General features: G+C 70.9%; 23 protein-coding genes, 1 other RNA gene and 1 pseudogene. 11 read left to right on the top strand and 14 right to left on the bottom strand.

The window, feature by feature from the left end; translation table 11 throughout:
* Positions 1-15 precede the first annotated feature (15 nt).
* The 4 genes from KIK05_RS12070 to rnpB all read left to right on the top strand — a co-directional run bounded on the left by KIK05_RS12070 (position 16) and on the right by rnpB (position 3,284).
* On the top strand, positions 16-861 hold the full coding sequence (locus KIK05_RS12070) for a Nif3-like dinuclear metal center hexameric protein (protein WP_372455582.1): 846 nt from the start codon (positions 16-18) through the stop codon (positions 859-861).
* On the top strand, positions 858-1,598 hold the full coding sequence (locus KIK05_RS12075; RefSeq protein ID WP_214410725.1) for a zinc ribbon domain-containing protein: 741 nt from the start codon (positions 858-860) through the stop codon (positions 1,596-1,598). The genes KIK05_RS12070 and KIK05_RS12075 overlap by 4 nt, the downstream gene beginning before the upstream one ends.
* Positions 1,595-2,839 (top strand): bifunctional RNase H/acid phosphatase, encoded by a 1,245-nt coding sequence (locus KIK05_RS12080; RefSeq protein WP_214410726.1) that lies wholly within the window; start codon positions 1,595-1,597, stop codon positions 2,837-2,839. Before KIK05_RS12075 ends, KIK05_RS12080 begins: the two co-directional genes overlap by 4 nt.
* A 49-nt stretch (positions 2,840-2,888) precedes the next feature.
* Positions 2,889-3,284: RNase P RNA component class A (rnpB, locus tag KIK05_RS12085), an RNA gene on the top strand.
* A gap of 101 nt (positions 3,285-3,385) precedes the next feature.
* On the opposite strand, the gene KIK05_RS12090 is transcribed toward rnpB, so the two are convergent.
* From KIK05_RS12090 to KIK05_RS12100, 3 genes are all read right to left on the bottom strand, one after another.
* Positions 3,386-3,820, bottom strand: a complete 435-nt coding sequence (locus tag KIK05_RS12090; protein WP_214410727.1) for a hypothetical protein — start codon at positions 3,818-3,820, stop codon at positions 3,386-3,388.
* 272 nt (positions 3,821-4,092) lie between these two features.
* Positions 4,093-4,272: a DUF397 domain-containing protein gene (locus KIK05_RS12095; protein WP_214410728.1), complete on the bottom strand. Its 180-nt coding sequence runs from the start codon at positions 4,270-4,272 to the stop codon at positions 4,093-4,095.
* Positions 4,260-5,066 carry a helix-turn-helix domain-containing protein gene (locus KIK05_RS12100; protein ID WP_214410729.1) on the bottom strand — a complete coding sequence of 269 codons (807 nt, stop codon included), beginning with the start codon at positions 5,064-5,066 and terminating at the stop codon, positions 4,260-4,262. The genes KIK05_RS12095 and KIK05_RS12100 overlap by 13 nt, the downstream gene beginning before the upstream one ends.
* A gap of 159 nt (positions 5,067-5,225) precedes the next feature.
* Here KIK05_RS12100 and KIK05_RS12105 point away from each other — a divergent pair, with 159 nt between their 5' ends.
* Positions 5,226-5,573, top strand: coding sequence for a hypothetical protein (locus KIK05_RS12105; RefSeq protein WP_214410730.1), 348 nt, complete (start codon positions 5,226-5,228; stop codon positions 5,571-5,573).
* Positions 5,574-5,905: 332 nt separating this feature from the next.
* Here KIK05_RS12105 and KIK05_RS12110 read toward each other — a convergent pair whose 3' ends face one another.
* A complete protein-coding gene (locus KIK05_RS12110; protein WP_308249876.1) occupies positions 5,906-6,883 on the bottom strand; it encodes an alpha/beta hydrolase in 978 nt (325 codons plus the stop codon).
* Positions 6,884-7,212: 329 nt separating this feature from the next.
* On the opposite strand from KIK05_RS12110, the gene KIK05_RS12115 reads away from it, so the two are divergent.
* The gene (locus tag KIK05_RS12115) at positions 7,213-7,455 is read left to right on the top strand and encodes a transposase (RefSeq protein ID WP_214410773.1); all 243 of its coding nucleotides are present in this window, start codon (positions 7,213-7,215) and stop codon (positions 7,453-7,455) included.
* 198 nt (positions 7,456-7,653) lie between these two features.
* Here the strand turns inward: KIK05_RS12115 and KIK05_RS12120 are convergent, their stop codons facing one another.
* On the bottom strand, positions 7,654-8,202 hold the full coding sequence (locus tag KIK05_RS12120; RefSeq protein ID WP_214410732.1) for a helix-turn-helix domain-containing protein: 549 nt from the start codon (positions 8,200-8,202) through the stop codon (positions 7,654-7,656).
* Between the two features lie 61 nt (positions 8,203-8,263).
* Here KIK05_RS12120 and KIK05_RS12125 point away from each other — a divergent pair, with 61 nt between their 5' ends.
* Positions 8,264-9,154 (top strand): alpha/beta fold hydrolase, encoded by an 891-nt coding sequence (locus KIK05_RS12125; RefSeq protein ID WP_214410733.1) that lies wholly within the window; start codon positions 8,264-8,266, stop codon positions 9,152-9,154.
* Between the two features lie 74 nt (positions 9,155-9,228).
* On the opposite strand, the gene KIK05_RS12130 is transcribed toward KIK05_RS12125, so the two are convergent.
* Together KIK05_RS12130 and KIK05_RS12135 are read right to left on the bottom strand one after the other, a co-directional pair.
* Positions 9,229-9,594, bottom strand: coding sequence for a hypothetical protein (locus KIK05_RS12130; RefSeq protein WP_214410734.1), 366 nt, complete (start codon positions 9,592-9,594; stop codon positions 9,229-9,231).
* Between the two features lie 92 nt (positions 9,595-9,686).
* On the bottom strand, positions 9,687-9,998 hold the full coding sequence (locus KIK05_RS12135) for a LysR family transcriptional regulator substrate-binding protein (RefSeq protein ID WP_214410771.1): 312 nt from the start codon (positions 9,996-9,998) through the stop codon (positions 9,687-9,689).
* On the opposite strand from KIK05_RS12135, the gene KIK05_RS12140 reads away from it, so the two are divergent.
* Both KIK05_RS12140 and KIK05_RS12145 read left to right on the top strand, forming a co-directional pair.
* Positions 9,998-10,141, top strand: coding sequence for a hypothetical protein (locus KIK05_RS12140; RefSeq protein WP_214410735.1), 144 nt, complete (start codon positions 9,998-10,000; stop codon positions 10,139-10,141). The two genes, KIK05_RS12135 and KIK05_RS12140, sit on opposite strands and share 1 nt — an antisense overlap.
* Positions 10,142-10,250: 109 nt before the next feature.
* On the top strand, positions 10,251-13,430 hold the full coding sequence (locus tag KIK05_RS12145; RefSeq protein ID WP_214410736.1) for a S8 family serine peptidase: 3,180 nt from the start codon (positions 10,251-10,253) through the stop codon (positions 13,428-13,430).
* Positions 13,431-13,481: 51 nt separating this feature from the next.
* On the opposite strand, the gene KIK05_RS12150 is transcribed toward KIK05_RS12145, so the two are convergent.
* Positions 13,482-13,964 (bottom strand): hypothetical protein, encoded by a 483-nt coding sequence (locus KIK05_RS12150; RefSeq protein WP_214410737.1) that lies wholly within the window; start codon positions 13,962-13,964, stop codon positions 13,482-13,484.
* A gap of 352 nt (positions 13,965-14,316) precedes the next feature.
* Between KIK05_RS12150 and KIK05_RS12155 the strand changes: the two genes are divergently transcribed.
* Positions 14,317-15,066: a DUF4118 domain-containing protein gene (locus KIK05_RS12155; protein ID WP_214410738.1), complete on the top strand. Its 750-nt coding sequence runs from the start codon at positions 14,317-14,319 to the stop codon at positions 15,064-15,066.
* A 40-nt stretch (positions 15,067-15,106) separates the two neighbouring features.
* On the opposite strand, the gene KIK05_RS12160 is transcribed toward KIK05_RS12155, so the two are convergent.
* Both KIK05_RS12160 and KIK05_RS12165 read right to left on the bottom strand, forming a co-directional pair.
* Positions 15,107-15,562, bottom strand: coding sequence for a hypothetical protein (locus tag KIK05_RS12160; protein ID WP_214410739.1), 456 nt, complete (start codon positions 15,560-15,562; stop codon positions 15,107-15,109).
* Between the two features lie 236 nt (positions 15,563-15,798).
* Positions 15,799-16,188, bottom strand: a complete 390-nt coding sequence (locus tag KIK05_RS12165; RefSeq protein ID WP_214410740.1) for a hypothetical protein — start codon at positions 16,186-16,188, stop codon at positions 15,799-15,801.
* A gap of 521 nt (positions 16,189-16,709) precedes the next feature.
* On the opposite strand from KIK05_RS12165, the gene KIK05_RS12170 reads away from it, so the two are divergent.
* A complete protein-coding gene (locus tag KIK05_RS12170; RefSeq protein ID WP_214410741.1) occupies positions 16,710-17,354 on the top strand; it encodes a hypothetical protein in 645 nt (214 codons plus the stop codon).
* A gap of 122 nt (positions 17,355-17,476) precedes the next feature.
* On the opposite strand, the gene KIK05_RS12175 is transcribed toward KIK05_RS12170, so the two are convergent.
* From KIK05_RS12175 to KIK05_RS12190, 4 genes and pseudogenes are all read right to left on the bottom strand, one after another.
* Positions 17,477-17,785 (bottom strand): cell division protein SepF, encoded by a 309-nt coding sequence (locus KIK05_RS12175; RefSeq protein ID WP_214410742.1) that lies wholly within the window; start codon positions 17,783-17,785, stop codon positions 17,477-17,479.
* A 200-nt stretch (positions 17,786-17,985) separates the two neighbouring features.
* On the bottom strand, positions 17,986-19,035 hold the full coding sequence (locus tag KIK05_RS12180; RefSeq protein ID WP_214410743.1) for an NAD-dependent epimerase/dehydratase family protein: 1,050 nt from the start codon (positions 19,033-19,035) through the stop codon (positions 17,986-17,988).
* Between the two features lie 164 nt (positions 19,036-19,199).
* Positions 19,200-21,470, bottom strand: a complete 2,271-nt coding sequence (locus KIK05_RS12185) for a SulP family inorganic anion transporter (protein ID WP_214410744.1) — start codon at positions 21,468-21,470, stop codon at positions 19,200-19,202.
* 81 nt (positions 21,471-21,551) lie between these two features.
* Positions 21,552-22,610, bottom strand: a pseudogene (locus tag KIK05_RS12190) (hypothetical protein); the annotation flags it as partial.

The following is a 22,610-nucleotide window of genomic DNA, read 5'->3' on the forward strand; positions in this document are numbered from 1 at the left end:
CGGTAGTCTGCGCACGTGTCCGCAGCAGCGTTGACCGCGATAATCGCGGAACTTGAGTCCACGTATGACCCCGCTTGGGCGGAGCCCTGGGACGCTGTGGGGCTGGTTTGCGGAGATCCGGCGCAATCCGTACGCAGGATCCTGTTCGCCGTCGACCCGGTCGCGACCGTCGCCGACGAGGCGCTGGCCTGGGGCGCCGACCTGATCGTCACCCACCACCCGCTCTACCTGCGCGGGACGACCACGGTGGCGGCGACCACCGCCAAGGGCGCGCTGGTCCACCGGCTGATCAGGAACGACGTCGCCCTCTTCACCGCGCACACCAACGCCGACGTCGCCGACCCGGGCGTCTCCGACGCGCTCGCCCGGGCCGTCGGGCTCACCGGCGACCTGCGCCCGCTGCGGCCGTCCCCCGACGACCCCGCGCGGGGCCTCGGCCGTGTGGGGGTGCTGGAGGAGCCGATGACGCTGCGGGACTTCGCCGCCCAGGCCGCCCGCGGGCTGCCGCGCACCGCGTGGGGCCTGCGCGTCGCCGGAGACCCCTCCCGGCCGGTCCGCAGGGTCGCGGTCAGCGGCGGCGCCGGTGATTCTCTGCTCGGCGCCGCCATCGACGCCGACGTCTTCCTCACCGCCGACCTCCGGCACCACCCGGCCAGCGAGTTCACCGAGGCCGGGGCGTTCTCCGGGGGCGGGCCGGCGCTGATCGACGCCGCCCACTGGGCCACCGAATGGCCCTGGCTGCCGCAGGCGGCCGCCCTTCTCGCGTCCGGGTTGGCCGCGCAGGGGATTAGTGTTGAGACGCGCGTCTCCGAGACGGTCACGGACGCCTGGACGACAACAGCACAGTGCGAGGAAAAGTGAAAGCAGCCCCGGAAGCACAGAAGCGCCTCCTCGAGCTCGCCGAGCTCGACGCGGTCCTCGACCGGCTGGCGCACCGCCGCCGTACGCTGCCCGAGCTCGCGGAGATCGAGGAGCGTACGGCCAAGCTCGCCCGCCTCGCCACCGAGATCATCGGCGCGGAGACCGAGGCCGGCGACCTCGCCCGGGAGCAGGCCAAGGCCGAGTCCGACGTCGACGCGGTGCGCGTGCGCGCCGAGCGCGACCAGAAGCGCCTCGACTCCGGACAGGTCTCCTCACCGCGCGACCTGTCCAACCTCCAGTCGGAGATCGCCTCGCTCCACCGCCGCCAGGCCGACCTCGAGGACGTCGTCCTTGAGATCATGGAGCGCCGGGAGGCCGCCGACGCCAGGGTCGCCCAGCTGGGCGCCGAGCGCGCCGAGATCGGCGCGGGCCTGTCCACCCTGGAGGAGAAGCGCGACTCCGCCCTCGGCGAGATCGACAAGGAGGCCGAGGAGACCAAGGGCCGGCGCGGCGGCATCGCCTCCGACATCCCCGCCGACCTGCTCGCCCTGTACGAGAAGCTCCGCGGGCAGTACGGCGTGGGCGCCGCCATGCTGCACGGCGGGCGGTGCCAGGGCTGCAAGGTCTCCCTCTCGATCGCCGACCTCAGCCGCATCCGCGCCGCCGCCCACGACGAGGTGCTGCGCTGCGAGGAGTGCCGCCGCATCCTCGTCCGCACCGCCGAGTCGGGGCTGTGAACCTCGTCGTCGAGGCCGACGGCGGCTCGCGCGGCAACCCCGGCCCCGCCGGGTACGGCGCGGTCGTCAAGGACACCGACGGCCAGGTGCTCGCCGAGGCGGCCGACGCGCTCGGCGTCACCACCAACAACGTCGCCGAATACCAGGGCCTGATCGCCGGGCTGCGCTCGGCGCTCGCCCTCGGCGGCGAGGGCGCCCCGGTCGAGGTCCGCATGGACTCCAAGCTCGTCATCGAGCAGATGGCCGGCCGGTGGAAGATCAAGAACGAAGGGCTGCGTCCCCTCGCGCTCGAAGCCGCCGGCCTGGCCCGGCGCCTGCGGGTGACCTGGAAGTGGATCCCGCGCGAGCGCAACCGCGACGCCGACCGCCTGGCCAACGAGGCCATGGACGCCGCCGCCAAGGGCGAGCGGTGGCAGGGCGCCACGCTCCCGGTGGTCACACCCCCGGCCGAGCCCGGCCCTTCCTCCGCCGAGGCCACCGGGCGCGCCACGTCCCCCGGCACCGGCCGTGCCGAAACCCTCTTCGACGTCACCCCCGGCGCCGGGCAGAGCACGGTCACCGCCGGCGAGCCCGCCGTCCGGTCGGAGGCCGGATCCGGCAGCGGCTGGATGGGGCCGGCCGCCACGGCGACGTCGCTGCTGCTGCTCCGCCACGGCGAGACGCCGCTGTCGGTCGAGCGCCGATTCTCCGGCACCGGCGCCGACCCCGAGCTCACTCCCAAGGGCATGGCGCAGGCCGAGGCCGCCGCCGCGCGGCTGTCACGCGAGCCGTACGCCCTCGACGTGATCGTCAGCTCCCCGCTGCGGCGGGCCCGGCGGACGGCCGAGGCCGTCGCCGCCCGCACCGGCCTGAAGGTCGAGGTGGACGACGGTCTCCGTGAGGTCGACTTCGGCGAGTGGGAGGGCCACACCTTCACCGAGATCCAGCGCCGCTGGCCCGGCGAGCTGGCCGCCTGGCTCGACGACCCCTCGGTGGCCCCGCCCGGCGGCGAGAGCTTCGACCAGGTGGCGCTGCGGGTGCGGGCGGCCCGCGACCGGCTGCTGCTCGACCACAAGGGCAAGAACGTCCTGGTCGTCTCGCACGTGTCGCCGATCAAGCTGCTCCTGCGCTTCGCGCTGCTGGCGCCCCCGGCCGCGCTCTACCGCATGCACCTCGACCTGGCGTCCCTGTCGGCGGTCGACTACTTCGCCGATGGTCCCGAGCTGGTCAGGGCGTTCAACGACACCGCCCACCTCCGGTGATCATGGATCGGTGGCGGCCGCTGATCCGTTAAACTTGGGCGACGGCGGACGAGCCGGCCGGGCGGCCGCGTCGGGGCTTCTCCAAGCCCCGCCGAGGAAGGTCCGGGCTCCACAGGGCAAGGTGGTCGGTAACGCCGACCCGGGGTGACCCGCGGGAAAGTGCCACAGAAAACAGACCGCCTCCCCGTCCAGGGGAGGTAAGGGTGAAACGGTGGTGTAAGAGACCACCAGCGCCCACGGTGACGTGGGCGGCTCGGTAAACCCCACCTGGAGCAAGGTCAAGAAGGGGCCTTCCACGGAAGGCCCCGCGCGCGACGTTCGAGGGTGACCCGCCCGAGCCGCGCGGGTAGACCGCTTGAGGCCGCCGGCAACGGCGGTCCTAGATGGATGGTCGCCCCTTTGCGCAAGCAGAGGACAGAACCCGGCCTACAGGCCGACTCGTCCGCCCCCGCTCGCTTGACCGGCGTGGTTCCCCACCTTCCGGAGGTCAGGGCACTTTCAGGGCACACGGAGGGCATGAGCCCCAGGACGCCGCCCCGTTCCAGGTCAGACCGGGATCTGCTTTTCGTACCAGGTGTAGTAGATGTAGGTGCTGTCAGGCCCGGTCATCGTGCCGTAGACCTGCCAGAAGCTGTTGGCGCCGGGCGAGTAGCGGAAGACCTTGTCCCCGGGTCGGGCGTCCACGAACACGCTGGTGGACCCGTCGGCGGACCGGATCCGTGCCTCGATCGTGAATGTCGAGGTGTCCGGGATGTCGAGGCAGACCTCGTACGTGTACGCCGTCGGACCGGCGATGTTGTAGCTACGACCGTCCACGGCCGGCCGCTGGACGTTGGTGGGGACGTAGCTGTTCAGAACCCGGGTGTACCCGCCGGTGGAGCAGTCGACTGCGGGGGCGGCTGCGGACGCGGGACTGATGCAGGTGAGCGTGGCGCCGAGGACGCCGGTGGCGACGGCGAGAACGGAGATGGTGCGCTTCATGCCTCTCCTCATCCGTGCGGTGGCTTCCCAACCAAGTAGTTGAAGACTTAACTGATTCTGACTCCGTTGCCGTGTTTGGACAAGCCTGGGCAAGAATCCCTGCACGTTCGAGTCAAGCGGGTGACGTTCAGCGTTTCATCGAGTGGAAAGGGTGTACCCGACCGTGGGAACCGGTCGGCAAGGGAGGGGCCGACCGCGTCCGCCCCGGTCGAGGACGCCGACCCGCGAGCGGTGGCACTGTCACCTCGGTTCTCCGCCGCGGCACTGTCGCTTCAGTTCTCCTTCACGGCCATGATGAACGCCGTCCACTCGTCCGGCGTGGTGACCAGTACGGGGCCCCCGGGGTTCTTGCTGTCACGCACCGCTATCCGCTGGGGGAGCTTGGCCACTTCGACGCACTCGCCGCCGTTCGCGGAACTGTGGGAACTCTTGCACCAGGTCACGGCATCCATTCTCTCGCCACTTTCTGTATCAGTTCGATTGATTCATCTTTGGAGAGCGCGGAGGCCCTGAGGGTATCGAATATTCTGCGCAGCCTTATGAGGTCCTCCGCGTCTTCGACCACCTCGCCTGCGATGGCGTTGTCCACGTATGCGACGTCGTCTCCGCCCTCGAAGTTCGCGATGACGAACGGCCCGGTGAACCTGGCGCAGGCCCGAGCCTTGTTCGGTACGACCTGAATGATCACATCGTCGCGTTCGCCGAGCTTCACGAGGTGCATGAGCTGCTCCTGCATCACCTCCGGGCCGCCGATGCCGTAATGCAGAGCGCTCTCGATGAGAAGCGCGACGATCATCGGGGGGTCTTCCTTGGCGAGCACTCGTTGCCGTTCCAGGCGCGCATTGACGAGGTCCTCGGTCTCCGCCAGGTGGTTTCCCGCTTGCAGGACCGCGCGGGCGTACGCCTCGGTCTGAAGTAGTCCGGGGAAGACGTGCGCGTGAATGGACCACAGCGCAGTCGCGCGAGCTTCGATTTCCGGCCATCGGCCGAACCACTCCAGGGGCACTGAGGTTTTGACGAGGTCTTCGCGGATGCGCACCAGAATCCCGTTCATGCCGTACAGGTCGTCCAGCCGGGTCAGGTGGTCGGGCGTGGGAATCCGATGTCCGGTCTCCCAGAGCTTCACGAGGCTTTCGCTGATGTAGAGATGTTTCGCCAGGGCGAGGCGAGAAATGCCTTTCATCTCCCTCGCTCTGCGGAGTTCTCGGCCGAGAAAGACGCGGGGGGATCCGGTGGTGCCGGCCATGGCGCGATACACCTCGTTACACGTCGATGGGCGGGGGTTGCGGTTCTCAGGTAGTCCTGGTTCCGCTTCCTCCCATCATGCGCTCGGTCCACTGTCGGGGGTAACTGAATTCGTCAACTCCGCAGGTAGGAACCAATGCAACCAGAGATCCTCCGTCCAGTGGAAGTCGCCTATGCGTGGAAAGTGGTGGGTGCGCGGCGCGGTTCGTGCGGCGTCACGAACTCGTGCCCGGTGGCGGAACGCCGGCTGCTCACCGCGCTACGCCGTATACCGGGCGGTAAGGGCGATATCCGAATCATATTGATCAGTCTGATGTACACCCCGGAAAGCTACACCTACGGTTCGACCCTGGCGAGAGTGCGCCGGGACGAAAAGGGGATCATCGTCGCCGATGTCCCGTCCAATATGATCGAGCACTTCCCCAATCTCGCGTATTACGTCCCGGCGCGGCGGATGACCCTGTTCTTCACGGGACGGGACGCGCCGCCCGGCGGCCCGGCGCTCTAGCCTGACGCGTTCACCGGGCAAGTCCGGATCTTGATGTCGGAACGCAGAAGTGCTCCCTGAGCTGTGATGATCCGACTTATCGAAGATCAAAGCATCGCTGCTGGGAGCACTTGCCACGTGAACTCCACAACGTCTCGTTCGAGGCCGTCTAATGCGCTCGGGGTTTGACGGAGCCGGGATGCTGGACACTTGTTGGTCCAGAACCTTGGGAGGGCTCCGTGTCACGCAGCTATCCGCCTGAGTTCCGTCGCAAGGTTCCTCGACCTCGTTGCTACGGGACGCCTGGCCGGCACGTTGTCCATCCCGCGACCGACTACCGCCGGAGGAGACCGTCAGTTGGTGGCGAGAAGGTGCTCCAGCCAGTTGCGGCGTGCCGCGACAGCGGCCTTGCTGATCCGCGCCTCGGGGGCTTTCCGGTCGAAACCGTGGATTCCGCCGGGCCACACGTGCAGCTCGGCTTCGCCACCGGCCTGCCAGATCCGGTCGGCGTAGGCGAGGATCTCATCGCGCAGGCACTCGGCGGAGCCGACGTCGAGGAATGTGGGCGGCAGGCCGGCCAGGTCGGTGGCGCGGGCGGGCGCAGCGTACTGCGGCACGTCAGCTTCGCCCTGGGCGTCGCCGAGCAGCGAGCTCCAGGCGAACCCGTTGCGGCTGCGGTCGAAGAGTTCGACGTCGTCCATCTGCAGGGCCGAGGCGCTGTCGTTGCGGTCGTCGAGCAGCGGGGCAATCAGCAGCTGGCCGAGCAGGCGGGGACCGCCCTTGTCGCGCACGGTCAAAGAGAGCGCGGCGCTGAGGGCGCCGCCGGCGCTGAAGCCCGTGACGACGATGCGTTCCGAGTCGATGCCGAGCTCGTCCGCGTGGTCGGCGACCCACAACAGACCGGCGTAAGCGTCGTTGATCTGGGCGGGGTAGGGGTGCTCGGGCGCGAGCCGGTAGCCGACCGAGATCAGCGTGGCCCCGAACCGCTCGGCCGTCTCGAGTATCTGGTCGAGCCCGGTGCGGTGATCGCCACCGTAGAAGCCGCCGCCGTGTATGAAGTAGAGCGCCGGCCGCGATGCGGGCGCGCCGGAGGGTGTGCACACCAGCAGCGGGATCTCGGGGGCGCCGTCCAGGCCGGGCACCGAAGGCTGGAAGACGGTGAAGCGCCCGCCATGGCTGAGGTCCTCGAGCGCCGCCACTGCGGCGTCGACCTCCGCGCGGATCACCGACAGCTTCTCGAGGCTCATCGGTGCCAAGTCCGGTTCCTCCGCCAGGTAGGCGTCATAAGCGACCTGGAGTTCGGCATCGAGAGGAACGGGAACGGCGGGCACGGTCTTTCCAGGTTCAAGGGCCATACGCGCAGGCTAGCGCCCCTGTTCCTTTCGCATTATCCGGATTTCACCACCTTGCCGATCGCGCAGCAGGGCCGGGCGGATCAGCGGCGCGGGTCAGGCGTGGGCCTGCTCGATCTCGACCAGTCTCACCGAGTAAGTCCCGATCTTGATACCGGAACGCAGAAGTGCACCCTGAGCTGCGATGATCCGACTTGTCGGGGATCAAAGCGCCGCAGCCGGGAGCAGTTTCACGTGAGCTCTACAGCGTCTCGTTCGAGGCTGTCCGTAACGTCCGACGGGCGAGGTGTCGTTTCACCGGCGAGGGGTTGGCCGGGATCCTGCGCCCCGGGCGGGCTGGGTCCAACACCGCCGCCGACCACATCACCGTCCTGGACCACGCGCTTGCCCAGATCCCCGACGACCGGCGGTATTTGTTGCACACCGCCGCTCGCATCACCCGCGGCGGCAGACGGACCTGGCTGCGGATCGCCGAACACTGGCCCTGGGCCCGAGACCTCGTCACCGCCTTCGCCCGCCTGGCCGCGCTGCCCCGTCCGGCCATCTGCTGACCAGCCGCTCCGCGCTGCCGCCCGACCACGACCCCGAGGACTCCTGGAGCACCCGGCCACGCGCCGGGCCTGCCGCATGCCCGCATCACGCCGTCACGACCCGGCCCACTCAGAACCCAGACTCAACCGCAATGCTCAGAGGTTTGATGAAAGACCGAGGCTAACGCCGCGGACCTGAGCAGGTGAGGCCTCCCAGTCTCATGAATGGTCTTCGGTGGTGGTGTCGCCGGTGGGGAACAGGATCGGGCTCAGCAGGTACGGCCGGCGGCCCGCCGTCGGCCCGTTGCCCCGGTAGGCCAGCATCACGGCCTGCACCTGCCTGATCAGGTCCGCAAGCTCGTCAGGTGTCAGCCAGTACATGGACTGGGTGTAGCCCACCGAGTCGGCGAACGGGTCCGCTCCCTCCCGCTCGAGGTAGGCGTTGAACTCGCTGAGCAACACCCCCAGCGCCGTCGTGAACGCTTCGCGATGGTCCTCCAGTGACATCGTCGCGGCCTTCTCGCGGTCGATCACCGTCCGGGCTCGTTGGAGCCGGTAGGTGCGCTCGACCGCGCCGTGCACCCGTTGCTCGCCGACCACTTCGAGCACGCCCGCCTCGGCCAGCAGCCCGACATGCCGGTACACGGTGGTCCTCGGGACGTCGGCCAGGTCTGCGCACAGGTCGCTGACGGTACGGGCTCGACCGCCCGACATGGCGTGCACGATCCGCAGCCGGACCGGGTGCAGAAGCAGGGTCAGGGTGTCCATGGCGGCTACGATGCCATGCTTGGTACCATTCCCAAAAATGGGATTGCAGGAGGAGCGTGCGATGAAGCCACCCCTGGGTGAGTACTACGACGTGAACGGCCGCAAGCTGCTGCTGCGGCGAGAAGGGAGTGGCACCCCCGCCGTCGTGTTCCTCGCTGGAGCCGGTGCCGTCGGCATGGACTACTGGGACGCCCAGCGGCGCGCCGCCGCCTTCACCACGAGCGTCTTCTACGACCGGGCCGGGACCGGCTGGAGCGAGGGCATCGACCTGCCCCGCTCGTCCACCGAGGTCACCGACGAGCTCCGCGCGCTCCTGCGCATCGCGGAAATACCCGGCCCCTACGTGCTGGCCGGACACTCGCTGGGCGGCCTGTACGCCCGCCACTACGCGACTCGCTTCCCCGGCGAAGTCGCCGGGCTTGTCCTGATGGAACCGGCCCACGAGGACTACCGAGCCTATATGCCGCGCGAGCTGGTCGAACGATGGGACGCATGGGACCCCGGCAACGCGGTTCCCGATGAGCTGCCCGGAGAAATCCTGGAGTTCTACCGCGTCCTGTTCGAGCAGGAGGTGACCGACTGGCCGGCCGGCCTGCGTGAGCCGCTCGTCGACAGCCATGTGAGCCTTGAATGGCTGCTCACCGGCATCCGGGAGGCCACCAACATCGAAGCCCTCCACGACGAGATCCGCGCGGCGGGCCCGCTGCCCGACGTACCGGTGATCATCCTGACGGCGCCTGCCATCGACCCGTTCAAGCGGGCGGTTTCGGCGGGCACTTCCGAGGAACTGCTCCAGGCGGAGAACGACGGCAAAACGCGCCTCTACCACCACTTCGCCGCCTCCGTTCCCCGCGGTGAGAACCGCATCGTGGAGGACGCGGGGCACGTCACACTGCCGTTCCGCCGCCCCGATGCAGTGGTGCAGGCGATCCGTGACGTCCTCGCACGGTGAGATGGCCTGATACGGCCGTCAGAAGATCCTTTCGCGCCATTCGGTCACCCCCTCCGCCGTAGCCCGGACGCGTTTCAGGACGATGCGGCGTGAGCGGCCAGCGTTCGGTGGAGAACCTCGGCGAACCGCTCGGGATGGGTGCGGAAACCGCCGTGCCCGCCGGGGAACTCGACCGGCTCGACGCCGAGGCGCGCGGCCAGGGCCAGCGAGGTGCGGTAGGTGACCAGGGATATGGAGCCGGCCCCGACCCCGACCACGACACGGGTGTCCGCCAGCGCGGCGACGTCGGGGACATGACGCGTGGTGCCCCGCCGTTCGTGGGCGAAGAGCCGGGCGAAGTCGGCGAGGTCCTGCTCGGAGGAGTGCCGGGCGGCGCTGTCCCCCATGCTCGCGTCGTATCCGACGACGTCGACCATGAACTTCGCCAGGGCCGCGCGCACGCCTTCGGTGCGGGGCAGACGCCCACTCTAGTGGGCGCTCGCCCACTCCTTCGCACGAGTGAAGGCCCGGGCAGGGGGATCGACGGTGCTCTCTAGTCGTGTCCGGCCAGGTCGAGGAAGGCCCGGCGCTGCGCGGTGAGGCGGTCGCGGCGCCAGACCAGCGCCAGGCGCCGGTTCGGGGCGGGTGGCCGCAGTGGAATGGTGACCACGTGCGGCCGGGCCCGTTCGGCGGCCGACCAGGGCATGAGGGCGACTCCGAAACCGTGCCGGACCAGATCGGTCAGCACGGCCAGGTCGTCGGTCTCAGTCCGGACGTCGGGGAGGAGACCTTCCTCGGCACAGGCGGCCTCGAGCGCGGTGCGCAGCCCGGTGCCCAGGCGAACGTGACCACCCGCTCCGCGCAGTGCAGCTCGCCCTCAACGGCCTCTTGCAGGCGGTTCCGCCGTTCCTGCGGCCCCGGGTCGTCGCCACCGTGGTGGTGCCCATCGTCGTCTACGTGATGCTGCCGCTGTTGCAGCGGGTTCGCAGCCGGGTGAGCAAGCGGTGAAGGTCACGACGGACCACTGACACCTCGCGCCGGCAGGCGCTCATGTAACGCCGGCTTCGCCATCGTCCAAGCAGAGACGTAGATCATCCGCTGATGGCGAGAGGTACGCATGAGGTTGGGCAGTGCACTGACGGCCACGATCGTGGCCGGAGCAGTGGGTGTCGTGGCCGTACAGGGACCTGTTCCCCCGGCCGAGGCCGGTCGGACGCCCGAGGGCGGCGCGCGGCCGGGTGTCGTGACCCTGGTGACCGGCGACCGCGTCGTCACGAGCGGCGGCGGATACCGGGTGGAGCCGGGGCCGGGCCGGCACGTGCGGTACGCGACGCGGTACCGCAAGGGGCATCTCCTGGTCTTCCCCTCAGACGCGATGCCGCTGGTCGCCGAAGGGGTGCTGGACGAGCGGCTGTTCGACGTCACCCAGCTCCTCGCCTGGGGGTACGACGACGCGCACCGCGGCGACATCCCGGTGATCACGCAGTCGCCCGGGGGACTCGCGCCGGCGCCGCGCGCCGCGCGGCAGACGCGGCAGATGGCCGAGCTCGGCATGACCGCGCTGCGCGTCCCCAAGGCGAATGCCGGCGAGACGTGGAAGGACCTGGTCTCCGGCACACGCACGCTCGCGGCCGGGAAGACCAGGCTCTGGCTCGACGGACGGCGCGAATTCACGCTCGACCAGAGCACCAAGCAGATCGGCGCCACCGAGGCGTGGAAACAGGGCATGACCGGCAAGGGGGTGACGGTCGCCGTCCTCGAAAGCGGCTACGACCATGACCACCCCGACCTCAAGGGCGTGGTCACCCAGGAGCGCAACTTCTCCGACGACCCCGACATGCGGGACAGGGTGGGCCACGGTACCCACGTCGCCTCGATCATCGCCGGTCGCGGGGAGAAGTACCGGGGTGTGGCGCCGGAGGCCCAGCTCGCCTTCGGCAAGGTGGGCGGTGAGTTCATGACGGACTCGGCTCTGCTGGCGGGCATGGAGTGGGCCGCCACGGAGGTGAAGGCGAAGATCGTCAACATGAGCCTCGGCGGCACCGACACCCTCGATCTCGACCCGGTGGAGCAGGCGATCAACTCGTTGTCGGCGCAGACCGGCACGCTGTTCGTCGTCGCGGCCGGCAACGAGGGCCGTCCCGGATCGGTGAGCAGCCCCGGCTCCGCCGACGCGGCCCTGACCGTCGGAGCGGTAGACCGGCAGGATCGGATGGCCGGGTTCTCCAGCGCCGGCCCCCGACTGGGCGACCACGCGATCAAGCCGGAGATCGTCGCCCCTGGTGTCGACATCGTCGCCGCGGCGGCGGCCGGCACCGCCGACGGGCCCTATGTCGCGCACAGCGGCACCTCCATGGCCACGCCGCACGTGGCCGGGGCCGCCGCGATCCTCGCCCAGCGCCACCCCGACTGGAACGGTGAACGGCTCAAGGAGGCCCTGATCGGCTCCGCCAAGCCCACGGCGGACAACGCCTCCCCCTACCAGCAGGGCGCCGGGCGGGTCGACGTGGTCCGCGCCCTGGCGCAGCAGGTGGTCGCCGTGCCATCCCATACCTGGGCCTACTTCCCCTGGCGGGACTCCGGCACGCGGAAGGCCACCGGGACCATCACCTACGTCAACTCCGGCGACGCCCCCGTCACCCTGGACCTCGCCGGCGGCGGCGACACGGTGAGCCTGTCGACCGGACGGCTGGAGGTGCCGGCCGGCGGGGAGGCGCCGGTCACGCTGACCATCGACGCCGGGCAGAAGGCGCCGGGGGACTACCCGGGCATCGTGACCGCCACCGCGGGGGACACGGTGATCCGGACGCCGGTCGGGGCGTACGTGGAGCCGGAACTGTACGAGGTCACCATCACCGGCATCGCCAGGGACGGCCGGCCGGCGTTCCCGTTCGGCGAGGTCTACAACCTCGAGACCGGCGGATGGCAGGCGCTGCCGTTCAAGAACGGCGTGGCCAAGGTTCGGCTGCCGAAGGGCCACTGGAACCTGTACGCGGATCTGTTCGACGAGCAGGCCACCGACACGACCGCCCACGTTCCCCTGGAGGTCGACGGCGACCGGGAGGTGGTGCTGGACGCCCGCAAGGGCAAGCAGGTCCGTTTCTCCCTGGACGACCCCACCGCCGTGCCCGACCAGAGGTTCATCCTGTCGCTCGTCAACGGGTCGTGGTCCTTCGGCTGGTACGCCCTGGGCGACCCGGACGCGGACTACTACGTGCTTCCCGTGAAGCAGGCCGGCCTGCGCTACATGACCAGCACCGTGTGGCACAAAAAGGACGCCTTACTCAGCCCGTATCGCTACGACCTCGTCGACTACCGCACCGGCGGCATCCCGGACGACCCCACCTACAGTGCGCGGACGAGCGACCTGGTGAAGGTGACCTCGTCCTACCGGGCGTCGGGCGGGTCCGGGACGGGTCAGGTGGTCGTCGGGGCCCGCATGCCCGGGCTCGATGTGGCGTCGATGCTCCCCAGTCCCGCCGTCCCCCTGCCGGGCACCATGACCCACTACCGCACCCCCGGCTTCACCTGGAACACCGAGTTCGACTCGGGCACCGCCACGCTGCTCGGCACCGACCGCCTCCCGGACCGGCGGCCGCGCGGCGAGGTGTGGAACGCCGCCGTGACCGGCCCCGCGTTCACCACCGCGGCCGGCGAGCGCACCGCGGACAAGCTGATCTTCCCGGCCGTGCAGCTGTTCACCGACGGCGTGGCCGGGCGCACCGGCTTCGACCCCGCCGCCACCGGAACCGCCACCCTCACCCGGGACGGCGAGGTGGTCGCCAAGACGGACCTGGCCGGCTGCGTCATCTGGAGCCCGGACGCGTGCACTCTCGCGGCCGAGCTGCCGGCGGCCCCGGCCACCTACACCCTCGCGGTGTCCGCGCACAGGCAGTCGCCGGATGCGGCGCTGTCCACGGCGGTGGACAGCAGCTGGACGTTCCGCTCGGCGCGCACCGAGACCTCCCGGCCGCTGCCGCTGATGGCGGTCCGCTACGCACCGGAAGGGCTGGACGGCGCCAACCGGGCCACGCCCGGGTCGCTGACCCGCATGCCCTTCTGGATCGAGAGGAACCCTGGGGCGCCCGAGGCCGCGCCCCGCTCGATCAAGCTGGAGATGTCCACCGACGACGCCACGACCTGGCGTAAGGTCCCCGTCGTCCCGGCCGGCTCGGGATGGGCGGCGCTGCTCGCCAACCCGCGCACGCCGGGATTCGTCTCCCTGCGCGCCACGGTGACCGACGCCGCCGGTGACGGCGTCACCCAGACCGTCACGCGCGCCTACGCCGTCCGATGAGGCGGCCGGAGGGGCGGGAACGTCGTTCCCGCCCCTCCGGCACAGTGTGGCTCAGCCGACCTGCCAGAGCACCGTGCACCAGATCTGGTTCTTGTCGCCGATGCCGCAGTCGGCGATCTCCCCGCTCCGGATCTTCGTCCAGACGCCCCTGTCCCGCCAGTGCCACGAGCCGACGCGCGAGAAGCGCTCGTGGTAGCCCTCGCCGTTGAAGGTGAAGGCGTCCACGTCGACGCCGGTGCCGTTGCCGCCCTTCGTCCCGTTGCCGAACGCCTGCTGGTCGCACTTGGCGTGCCGGAAGCCGTCCCCCGGGCCGCCCTGCCAGTTCCACACGTCGCAGTAGCCGCTGCCCTCGCCGAGGTTGAGCGTGATGTGCATCGTGCGGCCGGTCCTGTTCTTCACCGCGCCGCAGAGGCGGCCGCTGCAGGTGTCCGCGAACGCGGCGGGCGCGCCCGTCAGGGCCACTCCGGACGTCATGAGGACGACGGCGGCCGCCGCGCCGGCGGCACGGGTCAGGCGGGACATCGTCTTGCGCATGAGAGTTCATCCCCCTTGATGTCGGCTCGGCCGCGCCTCGCGCGACCGGCGGCCACCGAGCGATACCCCCTGGTCCCGCTCGGTGGCCTACGCCGGTCAGCCTCTCCTTCCTCCGCAGGAGGTGACAAGAGCGCGGACGGCCCCTGGGACGGTGGGATGAAACGTCCGCTCTGAGCTGCGCGATCACCGCCCTTTGGGACGCCCGGTGGGACGCCGGCCGCGGGAGGGAGGGACGAGGGCCGCCGTCGCCGCGGCGGGATTCTTGGCCGCGGGCCTCGCGGGGCGTCGTGCGCGGGTGGGTAGGACTATGGCGTTGACCTCGGCGAACACCGTGAGCGGGAGGTGTGGAACGATGTCCCGCTACTTGCGCCGCCTCGGCGTGGACCGCATCGCGCTGCTGGCGGCACTCCTGGCGCCGCCGGCCGTCGCGGCGGTGCTGCTGCCGTTCCGCTCGGGGCTGCCCAACACCAGCGTCGCCCTCGTCCTGGTCGTGGTCGTCGTGGCGGTCGCGGCCGCCGGTCACCGTCTGGCCGGCGCGGTCGCGGCGCTCTCGGCGGCGGTCTGGTTCAACTTCTTCTTCACCCGCCCCTACCAGCGTTTCACGATCACCAGCCCGGCCGACGTCCAGACCGTGATCCTGCTGCTCATCGTGGGCCTGGCGGTCTCGCAACTGGCGGCCCGCGCCCGGCGGCTGCGGGTGGTCGCCATCACCGACGCCGACTACCTGGCCAGGATCCACGACACGGCCGAGCTGGCCCACAGCGCGAAGGGGCGCGACACGATCGTCGACCACGTCGCCGCCCAGCTCACCTCGCTGCTGGGGTTGCGCGGCTGCCGCTTCGAGTACGGCATCCTGCTCGGCCATCCGCCGCGGCTCGAACCCGACGGCGGCGTGGTCTGGGGGCGCAGGCACTGGGACGTCGACCGGCTGGGCCTGCCCGGCACCGAGGTCGAGCTGCGCACGTTCAGGAACGGCCGGTACTACGGCCGGTTCATGCTGGATCCCACGCCGGGGGTCGTCCCGCCCCTGCAGGCCCGGCTGGTCGCGGTGACCCTGGCCGATCAGGTGGGCACCGCCCTGGACACCGCGGGCAGCGGCTGAGCCGGACGGCCGCGGGCTCTCGGGCCGGCCCGTGCGGGGGTCAGCAGCCGCAGTCGTCCTCCGGGCCGGAGGTCTCCTCCTCCGGGGCGGCCGGCGGCTCGTGCTTCCTCGGCGGGGAGTCGACCGTCTTCACGTGCTGGGTCTTCTTCACCTTTCCGGGTTGCACGATGACGACCTTCAACGTGATATGGCAGTTCTTCACGCGCTTGCACAGGGCATTCTGAATGCTCGTGGACCCGCCCATGTTGCTGTTGCTGGTGTGCTGGATGCCGCTCTGGTTGGTGGGGCTGTCCACCGCTGTCGCGCTGCGGTTGCCGGTGCCGTTCCCGTCGCGGGCCTGTGTTTTCCGGCCCTCTTTTCCGGGATCGTCGTCCCGCACCGTCCGCTCGTTTCTCGGGCGTTCCGCGGTCGCGTTCGCCGGGAGGGGGACGAACACGCCGCAGCACACGGCGGAAGCGGCGGCACCGGCGAGCAGGCGCAGAAGAGGCTTTCTCATCCTCCACGGGCCGCCCTCATGACGAAGAAACACTTTGTCGCCCCCTGCTGCGATGGACGAGCCCGGACGTCCGCCCGGTTCTCGTCGCCAGAGTACGACCGGCGGGGTGTTCGGCATGTTCCCGGTGATCCCGGCGCAGGATGTCATTACCGCTTCATTGCGATGAGCGGTGGTGAAGGGCGTCCAATCCACGGCAGGGACGGAATATGGAAATGTGCTGTCACGGATCGGCCGGGTCAGTGCCTGTGACGCGACACCCAGACCTTCTGACGGATCTTGCAGAAGTGCTTCCTCCTGCAGTACGCGGTCTGGGTGGGGGTGTTGCCGCTGACGGTGGTGTTCGACACCTGTTGCACCCCGCTCAGGTCGGTGGGGCTGTGCGCGGTCGAGTAGGTCCTGTTGTACTTGCCGTTGCCGTTGTGCGCCCGGACGGAGCCCTTGTGGATGATGTGCCGACGGTTACCGTGCCCTCCGCCGTCCCACCCGTGGTGGGCGGATCTGGCCTCCGCGCCCGCCGGGCACGAGGCGGCGGCGCCGGTCAGGGCGGCCACGAGTACGGCGAGCGCCAGCCGCCGTGCGTAGGCCGCCAGGGCGGGCGGCGGGCTCACCATCGCGTGTATACGCATCTCGCTGCGCACCTGCTCTTTCAGGATGATCCGGCGGCAGGCGCCGCCATTCGGTGGACATCGGTGACTTCTGTGTCCATACCCGCCGCACCTGCTCCCGGTGATCCTGGGCGGCGATGATTACCGGCTCTTTGTCATCGCGACAGGGGTGGCGGCCGCGATGGGTGTGGTGTTCGGGGGCGGAAATGCGGCGGTGTGGGCGGATAGTGGGAAAGGTGGGGGATCGGGCCCGCCCATTACGGCTCTTTGTGATGCTCTCCGGATCGTAGGCCTCATCGCCGCTCATCGCCTCTTGTCCCGGAAATCCGCCGAACGCCTGGATAGCGGACGAGTCCCGTCTAAAAGGTATTCGACAATGACCGGCACCGCCGTTTCTTTTCTTTGTTGTGTCTTCTGTTTTCTGTATCGCTACTTCCCTGCCGCGTCACCGCTTCGGTCAATGGGTATTCCAGTCGCAGTGCTGCCGCGGCGGCATGAGGAAAGTCCGATTCATCGGAATTCAAGCGATATGGGGGAGCCGAGTGATTTCTCGGGTAACAGGTCCTTTCAAAGGCAGGTCCGCGTGGACTCTGGCGGTCGCGACGGCGATTACCGGTGGTGTCGTCGCGCTGTCGTTCCCGGCCACGGCCCAGGCCGGTACGGAGACGCAGACCGTCCCCGGGCAGCGGGTCACGAGCCACGTCGCTCACGCGCCGGCCGGCCTCGCCGCCGTCACCTCCCGCAGGCAGGTCGCCGGGGACGACGATGACGGCCACGGCTTCAAGAAGCAGGACGATGACGACCACGGTTTCAAGAAGCGGTGCTGCCACCACAACAAGTGCGTGAAGTGCCCGCCCCAGGTGGTGGTGCGCGGCGGCGCCGTCGACACGGCCTTCCAGGGGAACAACAAGTTCATCGGAGTGGCCCAGGGCGACGGCACGACACTGATCCGCGACCCGCGGACCACGCCGCCGTGGCACGACATCTCCTCGCTCCCCGGATACCCGGGCAACGTGACGGACCTCAGCCTGGCGGTGATGGGGGACGAGCTGCACGTCACGGTGCGGAGCGCGACCGGCCTGGTGGCCCAGACGTCGTGCAAGGTCAACCCCACCCCGGGCACCGGGAACAACCCCGCCTGGCCGGGCAACTGCACCGCGTTCGCCAACCTCACGCCGCCGCTGTAACCCGCGGGCGGGCGAAGGTCGTGACGGCGAGCGCCGCACCCGGGGTGCCCGGGCGCGGCGCTCGCCGCTGCGCGGCTCAGGCGCTCACGGCCACGCCGGGAGGTACCAGCGTGATGCGTGGCTCAGGCGCTCAGGGCCACGCCGGGAGGTACCAGCAGGAAGACCTTGTGGGCGATGCGGTCCATGTCCCCGCGGCGGCCGAACACCAGACCCGCCGCGAAGTCGACCAGAGGCGTGGCCTCGGCGTCGGACATGCCCGTGAGGTCCATGACCACCGGCTGACCCTTGCGGAAGATGTGCCCCACGTGGAGAACCTCGTCGTACTCCTGCGGGCGCAGGGTCTTGACCAGCCTCAGGTCGGGCCGGGAGCCGGACGGAGCGCCGGCGGATTCGTGCTCATCAGGACCGATGGTCCCCACGGGGTGTGCCACGCCGCAGACGCTAACACCGGCCGATCACCCCTCGGGGTCGTACGGGTCAAAACCCCTCGAAGGGGTCCAGTGACTATGTTCCAGGTCCTTCTGGTGCACTAGTCCTTACCCGGACGCCCCGCGGCCCCCGCCGCGCCCGTACAGCTCAGTGAACGCGGTGACGGCCCGGGACGAAGGCGTGTTCCGGCGGCGCCGCGGCGCTACTCCTGCTCGTCGCCGGAGCCGCGGCCGGCCCCTTGGGCGGTGTCCCATTCGGCGAGGAGGCGGGCCTCCTTGTCAGGGGCGAGCCCGTGCTTCGACCAGGCCGGGAAACGGGCCTCCAGGGCCGCGAGGTCCTGGTCCTTCAGCCAGTTCCAGGTGTCCCGCACCGTCTCGCTGACGGGACGGCAGCGCAGTCCCGCCGCCTCCGCCTTCGTGGTGCCCACGTTCCACACGTCCGTCAGCTCGCCGCTCGCCGCGAACCAGAGCGGCAGCTCCGTCCACTGCTCGACCCCGTGGTCGAGCAGGAACCGGTCGTCCACCCACACCAGCTCGGCGTCCGAGCCGGTGACCTCCATGCAGTCGGCGAGCCAGCGCCCGTAGGTGGTGTTCCCGGCAGGGCCGGTGGTGACGAAACGGTCGTTGACCCCCTTGACCGCCTGGTCGACGGTGAAGATCGCGATGTCCCGGGCGTCGATGAGCCGCATGGGAACCTCAGGGTCGCCCGGAGCGAGGACACGGCCGCCGCGCGCCATCCGGCGCAGCCACGAGGGCAGCCGTCCGACGTTCTCCCACGGGCCCAGGATCAATCCGGGCTGGATGATCAGGGCGTTGCCGTCGAAGTACTCCTCGACCGCCCGCTCGCAGCCCGCCTTGAGCACGCCGTAGTCGCCGTCGTCCGGCCCCGCGTCCGGGGAGCACTCCCAGATGGGGCTGCTCTCGTCGACCGGCTTCGCCGTCCAGCCGTCGATCGCGGAGACGCTCGAGATGAACGCGTACGTCGGCGCCCGTCCCGACAGGGCCCGCGCGGAGGCGGCGACGGTGCGGGGCGTGAAGCCGCACACGTCGATCACGGCGTCCCATTCGCCGGAGGCGGCGAGCGCCTCCAGGTCGGCGGGCACCTCGCGGTCGCCGCGCACCGCCGTCACCCCCGGCAGGTCGGGGCCGGACCTGCCCCGGTTGAACGTCGTCACCTCGTGGCCCTGCCGCAGGGCCTCCTCCACGATCGCCCGGCCGAGGAAGACCGAGCCCCCGATCACCAGAATTCTCATCCGACCACTCTGGGCCCTCGGCGGCCGCCCGGCCCACCGCGTTCACATTTAGCGGATTCGCCAGTGGCGGAACGGCACCGCCGCTCGGGCCGGGAGCGCACACCGCCTCGCGCCGCCGGCCCGGGAGCCGCACGCGGTTCCGGGCCGGCGAGGGCGGCGGCCGTTCAGCGGGGGAGGGCGGCCACCGGAGTGAAGCGCTCGCGGTCGAGGACGTGCACGTGGGCGGCCCCGATGTCGAAGTACAGCCCGACCAGTTGCACCCGCCCCTCACGCTCCAGCTCCGCCACCGAGGGATACGTGCGGAGGTTCTCGAGCTGCTGGACGACGTTCACCCGGCACAGCCGGTCGAGCGGCCCCTGCTCCTCGCCCGTCGGATCCGACAGGATGTACCTCGCCAGGGTGTGGTCGCCGTGGCGCAGCCACCTCCCCAGGCCCGGCAGCCCGCCGATCTTCTCGCCCGCGCTGAGCAGCGCCGCCATCGCCCCGCAGCCGGAGTGTCCGCACACCGTGATGGTGCGGACGTTGAGCGCGGTGGTGGCGTACTCGATGGCCGCGACGACCGAGTCGTCCGCCGGGGCGGAGCCGTACCTCGGCACGAAGTTGCCGATGTTGCGGACGGTGAACAGATCGCCCGGGCCGCTGGCGGTGATCAGGTTGGGCACCAGGCGGGAGTCGGCGCACGTGATGAACAGGTGGGAGGGGTCCTGGGTGCGGGCCATGCGGGTGAGGAACGGCCGCACCAGGGGCGCGGTGCGCCGCTGGAAGTCGGCGGTGCCCGCCAGCAGGTCGGGAGTGCCCGCGTCGCCGGACGCCGGTGACTCGGCTCTGGAGCCGACCCAGACGCCTCCGTGGCGGACGGGGATGGTGGACAGCGGACCGCCGCGGCGGTAGGCGCGGGGCAGCCACCAGCGGTCGGGCGCCTTCGGCGGCGTCTTGGCCGGGGAGACCCGCCGGCCCCGCGTCGCCGAGGTGTACCACTCGTCGTGGATCTCGTCGATGTGGATCGCGCCGCCGGTGCGCTCGTGGTCGAGGCGCCAGCTGTGCAGGGCCTCGAAGGCGGCGTTGTCCATGAAGTCGACGTTCAGGTCGAGGTCGACCACGGCGCCGGGCGGGATCGCGCGGAGGTTCTCGGTGAGGCGGGGCACCCCCACGAAGGTGAGCGAACCGGTCACCACGACGTGCCAGCGGTCGCCGGGCTCCAGGCGCACCTGGACCGACACCCTGGTGAGGCGCCGCAGCGCCGACAGCGCCGCGAGGCCGAGCCCCACCAGTACCCCTTCGGCCAGGCCGATCACGATGACCGCCCCCATCGTGATGACGTAGACCGGCAGCTCGCCGTGCCCGTGCAGGCCCCGGACCGTGCCGAGGTTCACCATGCGCACGCCGATGAACACCAGCAACGCGGCCAGGGCCTCCATCGGGATGAGCGTCACCGTCCAGCTGAACCCGGCGGCGAACAGCAGCACCCACGTGCCGTGCAGGATCGTGGACCACCTGCTGCGCGCGCCGGCCCTGATGTTGGTGGTGGTGCGCACCACCACCCCGGCGACCGGCAGGCCGCCGAGAGCGCCCGAGACGAGGTTCGCCAGGCCCTGCCCGGTGAGCTCGCGGTCGAGGTCGGCGCGCGGCCCGTCGTGCAGGCGGTCGGCGGCCACCGAGCACAGCAGCGACTCGACCCCCGCGAGCAGCGCGACCAGCAGCACGGCCCCGGCGATGCCGTGCCAGTCGCCCTTGGGCAGGTCGGGCGTCACCCAGTCGCTGAAGCCCCGCGACAGGTCGGCGCGGGCGATGTCCCACTCCAGCACGCCGGCGGTCAGGGCCGCGATCGTGAGCGCGGCCAGCGGGGCGGGGACGGCGTTCAGGCGGGGCAGGCGCGGCCACGACAGCAGCACCGCGATCGTGAGCACGCCCACCGCCACGGCGTGGCTGTGGTTGTTCACGATCTGGTTGGGCAGCTCGATGAGGTTCTCCAGGGCGGAGTTCTGCGGGCGCCCGCCCAGCACGACGTGCAGTTGCGCCAGGGCGATGACCACCCCGACGCCCGCGAGCATGCCGTGGACGACCGCGGGGGACACCGCGAGCGCCGTCCTGGCGACCTTGAACGCCCCGAGCACGATCTGCAGCACCCCGGCGAGCAGCGTGATCATGCACGTGGCGCGCCAGCCGTACGTGCGCACCAGCTCGGCGACCACCAGGGCGAGACCCGCGGCCGGGCCGCTGACCTGGACGACCGAACCGCCGGCCACACCGGCGACGATGCCGCCGACGACGGCGGCGATCAGACCGGCGATCAGCGGCGCGCCCGACGTCACCGCTATGCCGAGGGAGAGCGGCACGGCCACCAGGAAGACCACCAGTGAGGCCGGGAGATCGTGCCGGAGTACCGAGAGGAGGCGTTGGGTGATGGCGCGGCTACGTTCCGTGTCGCGGGTCATGAGCCGACCATACGACGCGGCGGCCGCCCGGTTAAGGCTTTGGCCGCCGCGTTTTACAGCTGTAGGCGAAAGGCTGGGTGATCAGCGGTAATAGTCGGGATAGTCGGTGTCGGCCTGGCGGTGGTGACCGCCGCGCGACGACCCCTGCGACGACGACCCCTGCGACGGCCGCCCCGCCTGGTCGGCGCCGCCCGCCGTGCCGTTGCCGTACAGCTCGCTGTACGACGGCCAGCTGCCGCCGGTGTTCTGGCCCGGCTGCGGCCAGGAGGACGACGCGCCCGAGGCCGGGTAGCGGTCGGGTTCGTACCCGGCCGGGGAGCCCTCGTATCCGGACACCGCCCGCGACGGGCCCGTCTGCAGCCCGCCGGGGGGCGTGGCGGCGTCGGCGTCGTCGATGGTCGCCCAGCCGGGGCGGACCTCGTAGGAGGCGGCCGACGGCGTGGGCGGGTTGTAGGCGTCGTAGCCCGGGAGCTGGTAGTCGCCGGCCTTCCAGGTCTCGTTGGAGGAGGCGGACGGCTGCGCGGGCTCGTCGAGGATGTCGTAGGAGCCGGTGGCGGGGTAGGCGGGCTGCGCCGGCCAGGACTGCGAGGTGCTCCGCTCACCGGTCGCGGGCGTGCCGAGGGCGTCGCCCGTCGTGCCGTACCGGCCGGAGGAGGCCGCGCTGCGCGACGGCCCGGAGGAGGAGCGGCCCGCGTCGGGACCGCTCCCGCCGGAGCGCGGGGAGTCGCCGGGACCGCCGGAACGGGGCCGGCCCGAGGCGGGGCCCGACGGCACGTTCCTGGGGGCCGGACCGCCGCGGGAGGCCGAACCGCCCGCGAACGATCCGCTGGACAGGGGGTCGGCGGCGAGGGAGCCGGTGGGGTGCGGGCCACCCGCGAGCGGGCCCGTGGTGACCGGGCCGGTCGTCAGCGGGCTGCCGGACAGCGGGTCGGCGGGCGGCGGGGTCCTGGACGACAGCGGGTCGGCCGGCAGCGACGCGGACACCGGCTGCGCTCCCGGACGGCTCGCGGTGTGGGGGCCGGTGGCCGTGCGGCCCGCCTCCGGACGCGGGGAGTCGGGCCTGGCGGGGACGCCCCGCCCGCTGTCGGAACGCGCCGGCTCGGGACGGACCGCGTCGGCGCCGCGGCCGGTGGCGGTGCG

Origin of the sequence: Sphaerisporangium fuscum (genome assembly GCF_018531465.1) — a bacterium.
Lineage (GTDB): Bacteria > Actinomycetota > Actinomycetes > Streptosporangiales > Streptosporangiaceae > Sphaerisporangium > Sphaerisporangium fuscum.

Excerpts from the sequence above, each read along its gene's own strand:
- KIK05_RS12120 (WP_214410732.1), bottom strand. The coding sequence starts at position 8,202 with ATGGACACCCTGACCCTGCTTCTGCACCCGGTCCGGCTGCGGATCGTG.
- KIK05_RS12145 (WP_214410736.1), top strand. The coding sequence starts at position 10,251 with ATGAGGTTGGGCAGTGCACTGACGGCCACGATCGTGGCCGGAGCAGTG.
- KIK05_RS12095 (WP_214410728.1), bottom strand. The coding sequence starts at position 4,272 with ATGGATGCCGTGACCTGGTGCAAGAGTTCCCACAGTTCCGCGAACGGC.
- KIK05_RS12165 (WP_214410740.1), bottom strand. The coding sequence starts at position 16,188 with ATGCGTATACACGCGATGGTGAGCCCGCCGCCCGCCCTGGCGGCCTAC.
- KIK05_RS12125 (WP_214410733.1), top strand. The coding sequence starts at position 8,264 with ATGAAGCCACCCCTGGGTGAGTACTACGACGTGAACGGCCGCAAGCTG.
- KIK05_RS12100 (WP_214410729.1), bottom strand. The coding sequence starts at position 5,066 with ATGGCCGGCACCACCGGATCCCCCCGCGTCTTTCTCGGCCGAGAACTC.
- KIK05_RS12155 (WP_214410738.1), top strand. The coding sequence starts at position 14,317 with ATGTCCCGCTACTTGCGCCGCCTCGGCGTGGACCGCATCGCGCTGCTG.
- KIK05_RS12090 (WP_214410727.1), bottom strand. The coding sequence starts at position 3,820 with ATGAAGCGCACCATCTCCGTTCTCGCCGTCGCCACCGGCGTCCTCGGC.
- KIK05_RS12150 (WP_214410737.1), bottom strand. The coding sequence starts at position 13,964 with ATGCGCAAGACGATGTCCCGCCTGACCCGTGCCGCCGGCGCGGCGGCC.
- KIK05_RS12160 (WP_214410739.1), bottom strand. The coding sequence starts at position 15,562 with ATGAGAAAGCCTCTTCTGCGCCTGCTCGCCGGTGCCGCCGCTTCCGCC.
- KIK05_RS12180 (WP_214410743.1), bottom strand. The coding sequence starts at position 19,035 with ATGAGAATTCTGGTGATCGGGGGCTCGGTCTTCCTCGGCCGGGCGATC.
- KIK05_RS12185 (WP_214410744.1), bottom strand. The coding sequence starts at position 21,470 with ATGACCCGCGACACGGAACGTAGCCGCGCCATCACCCAACGCCTCCTC.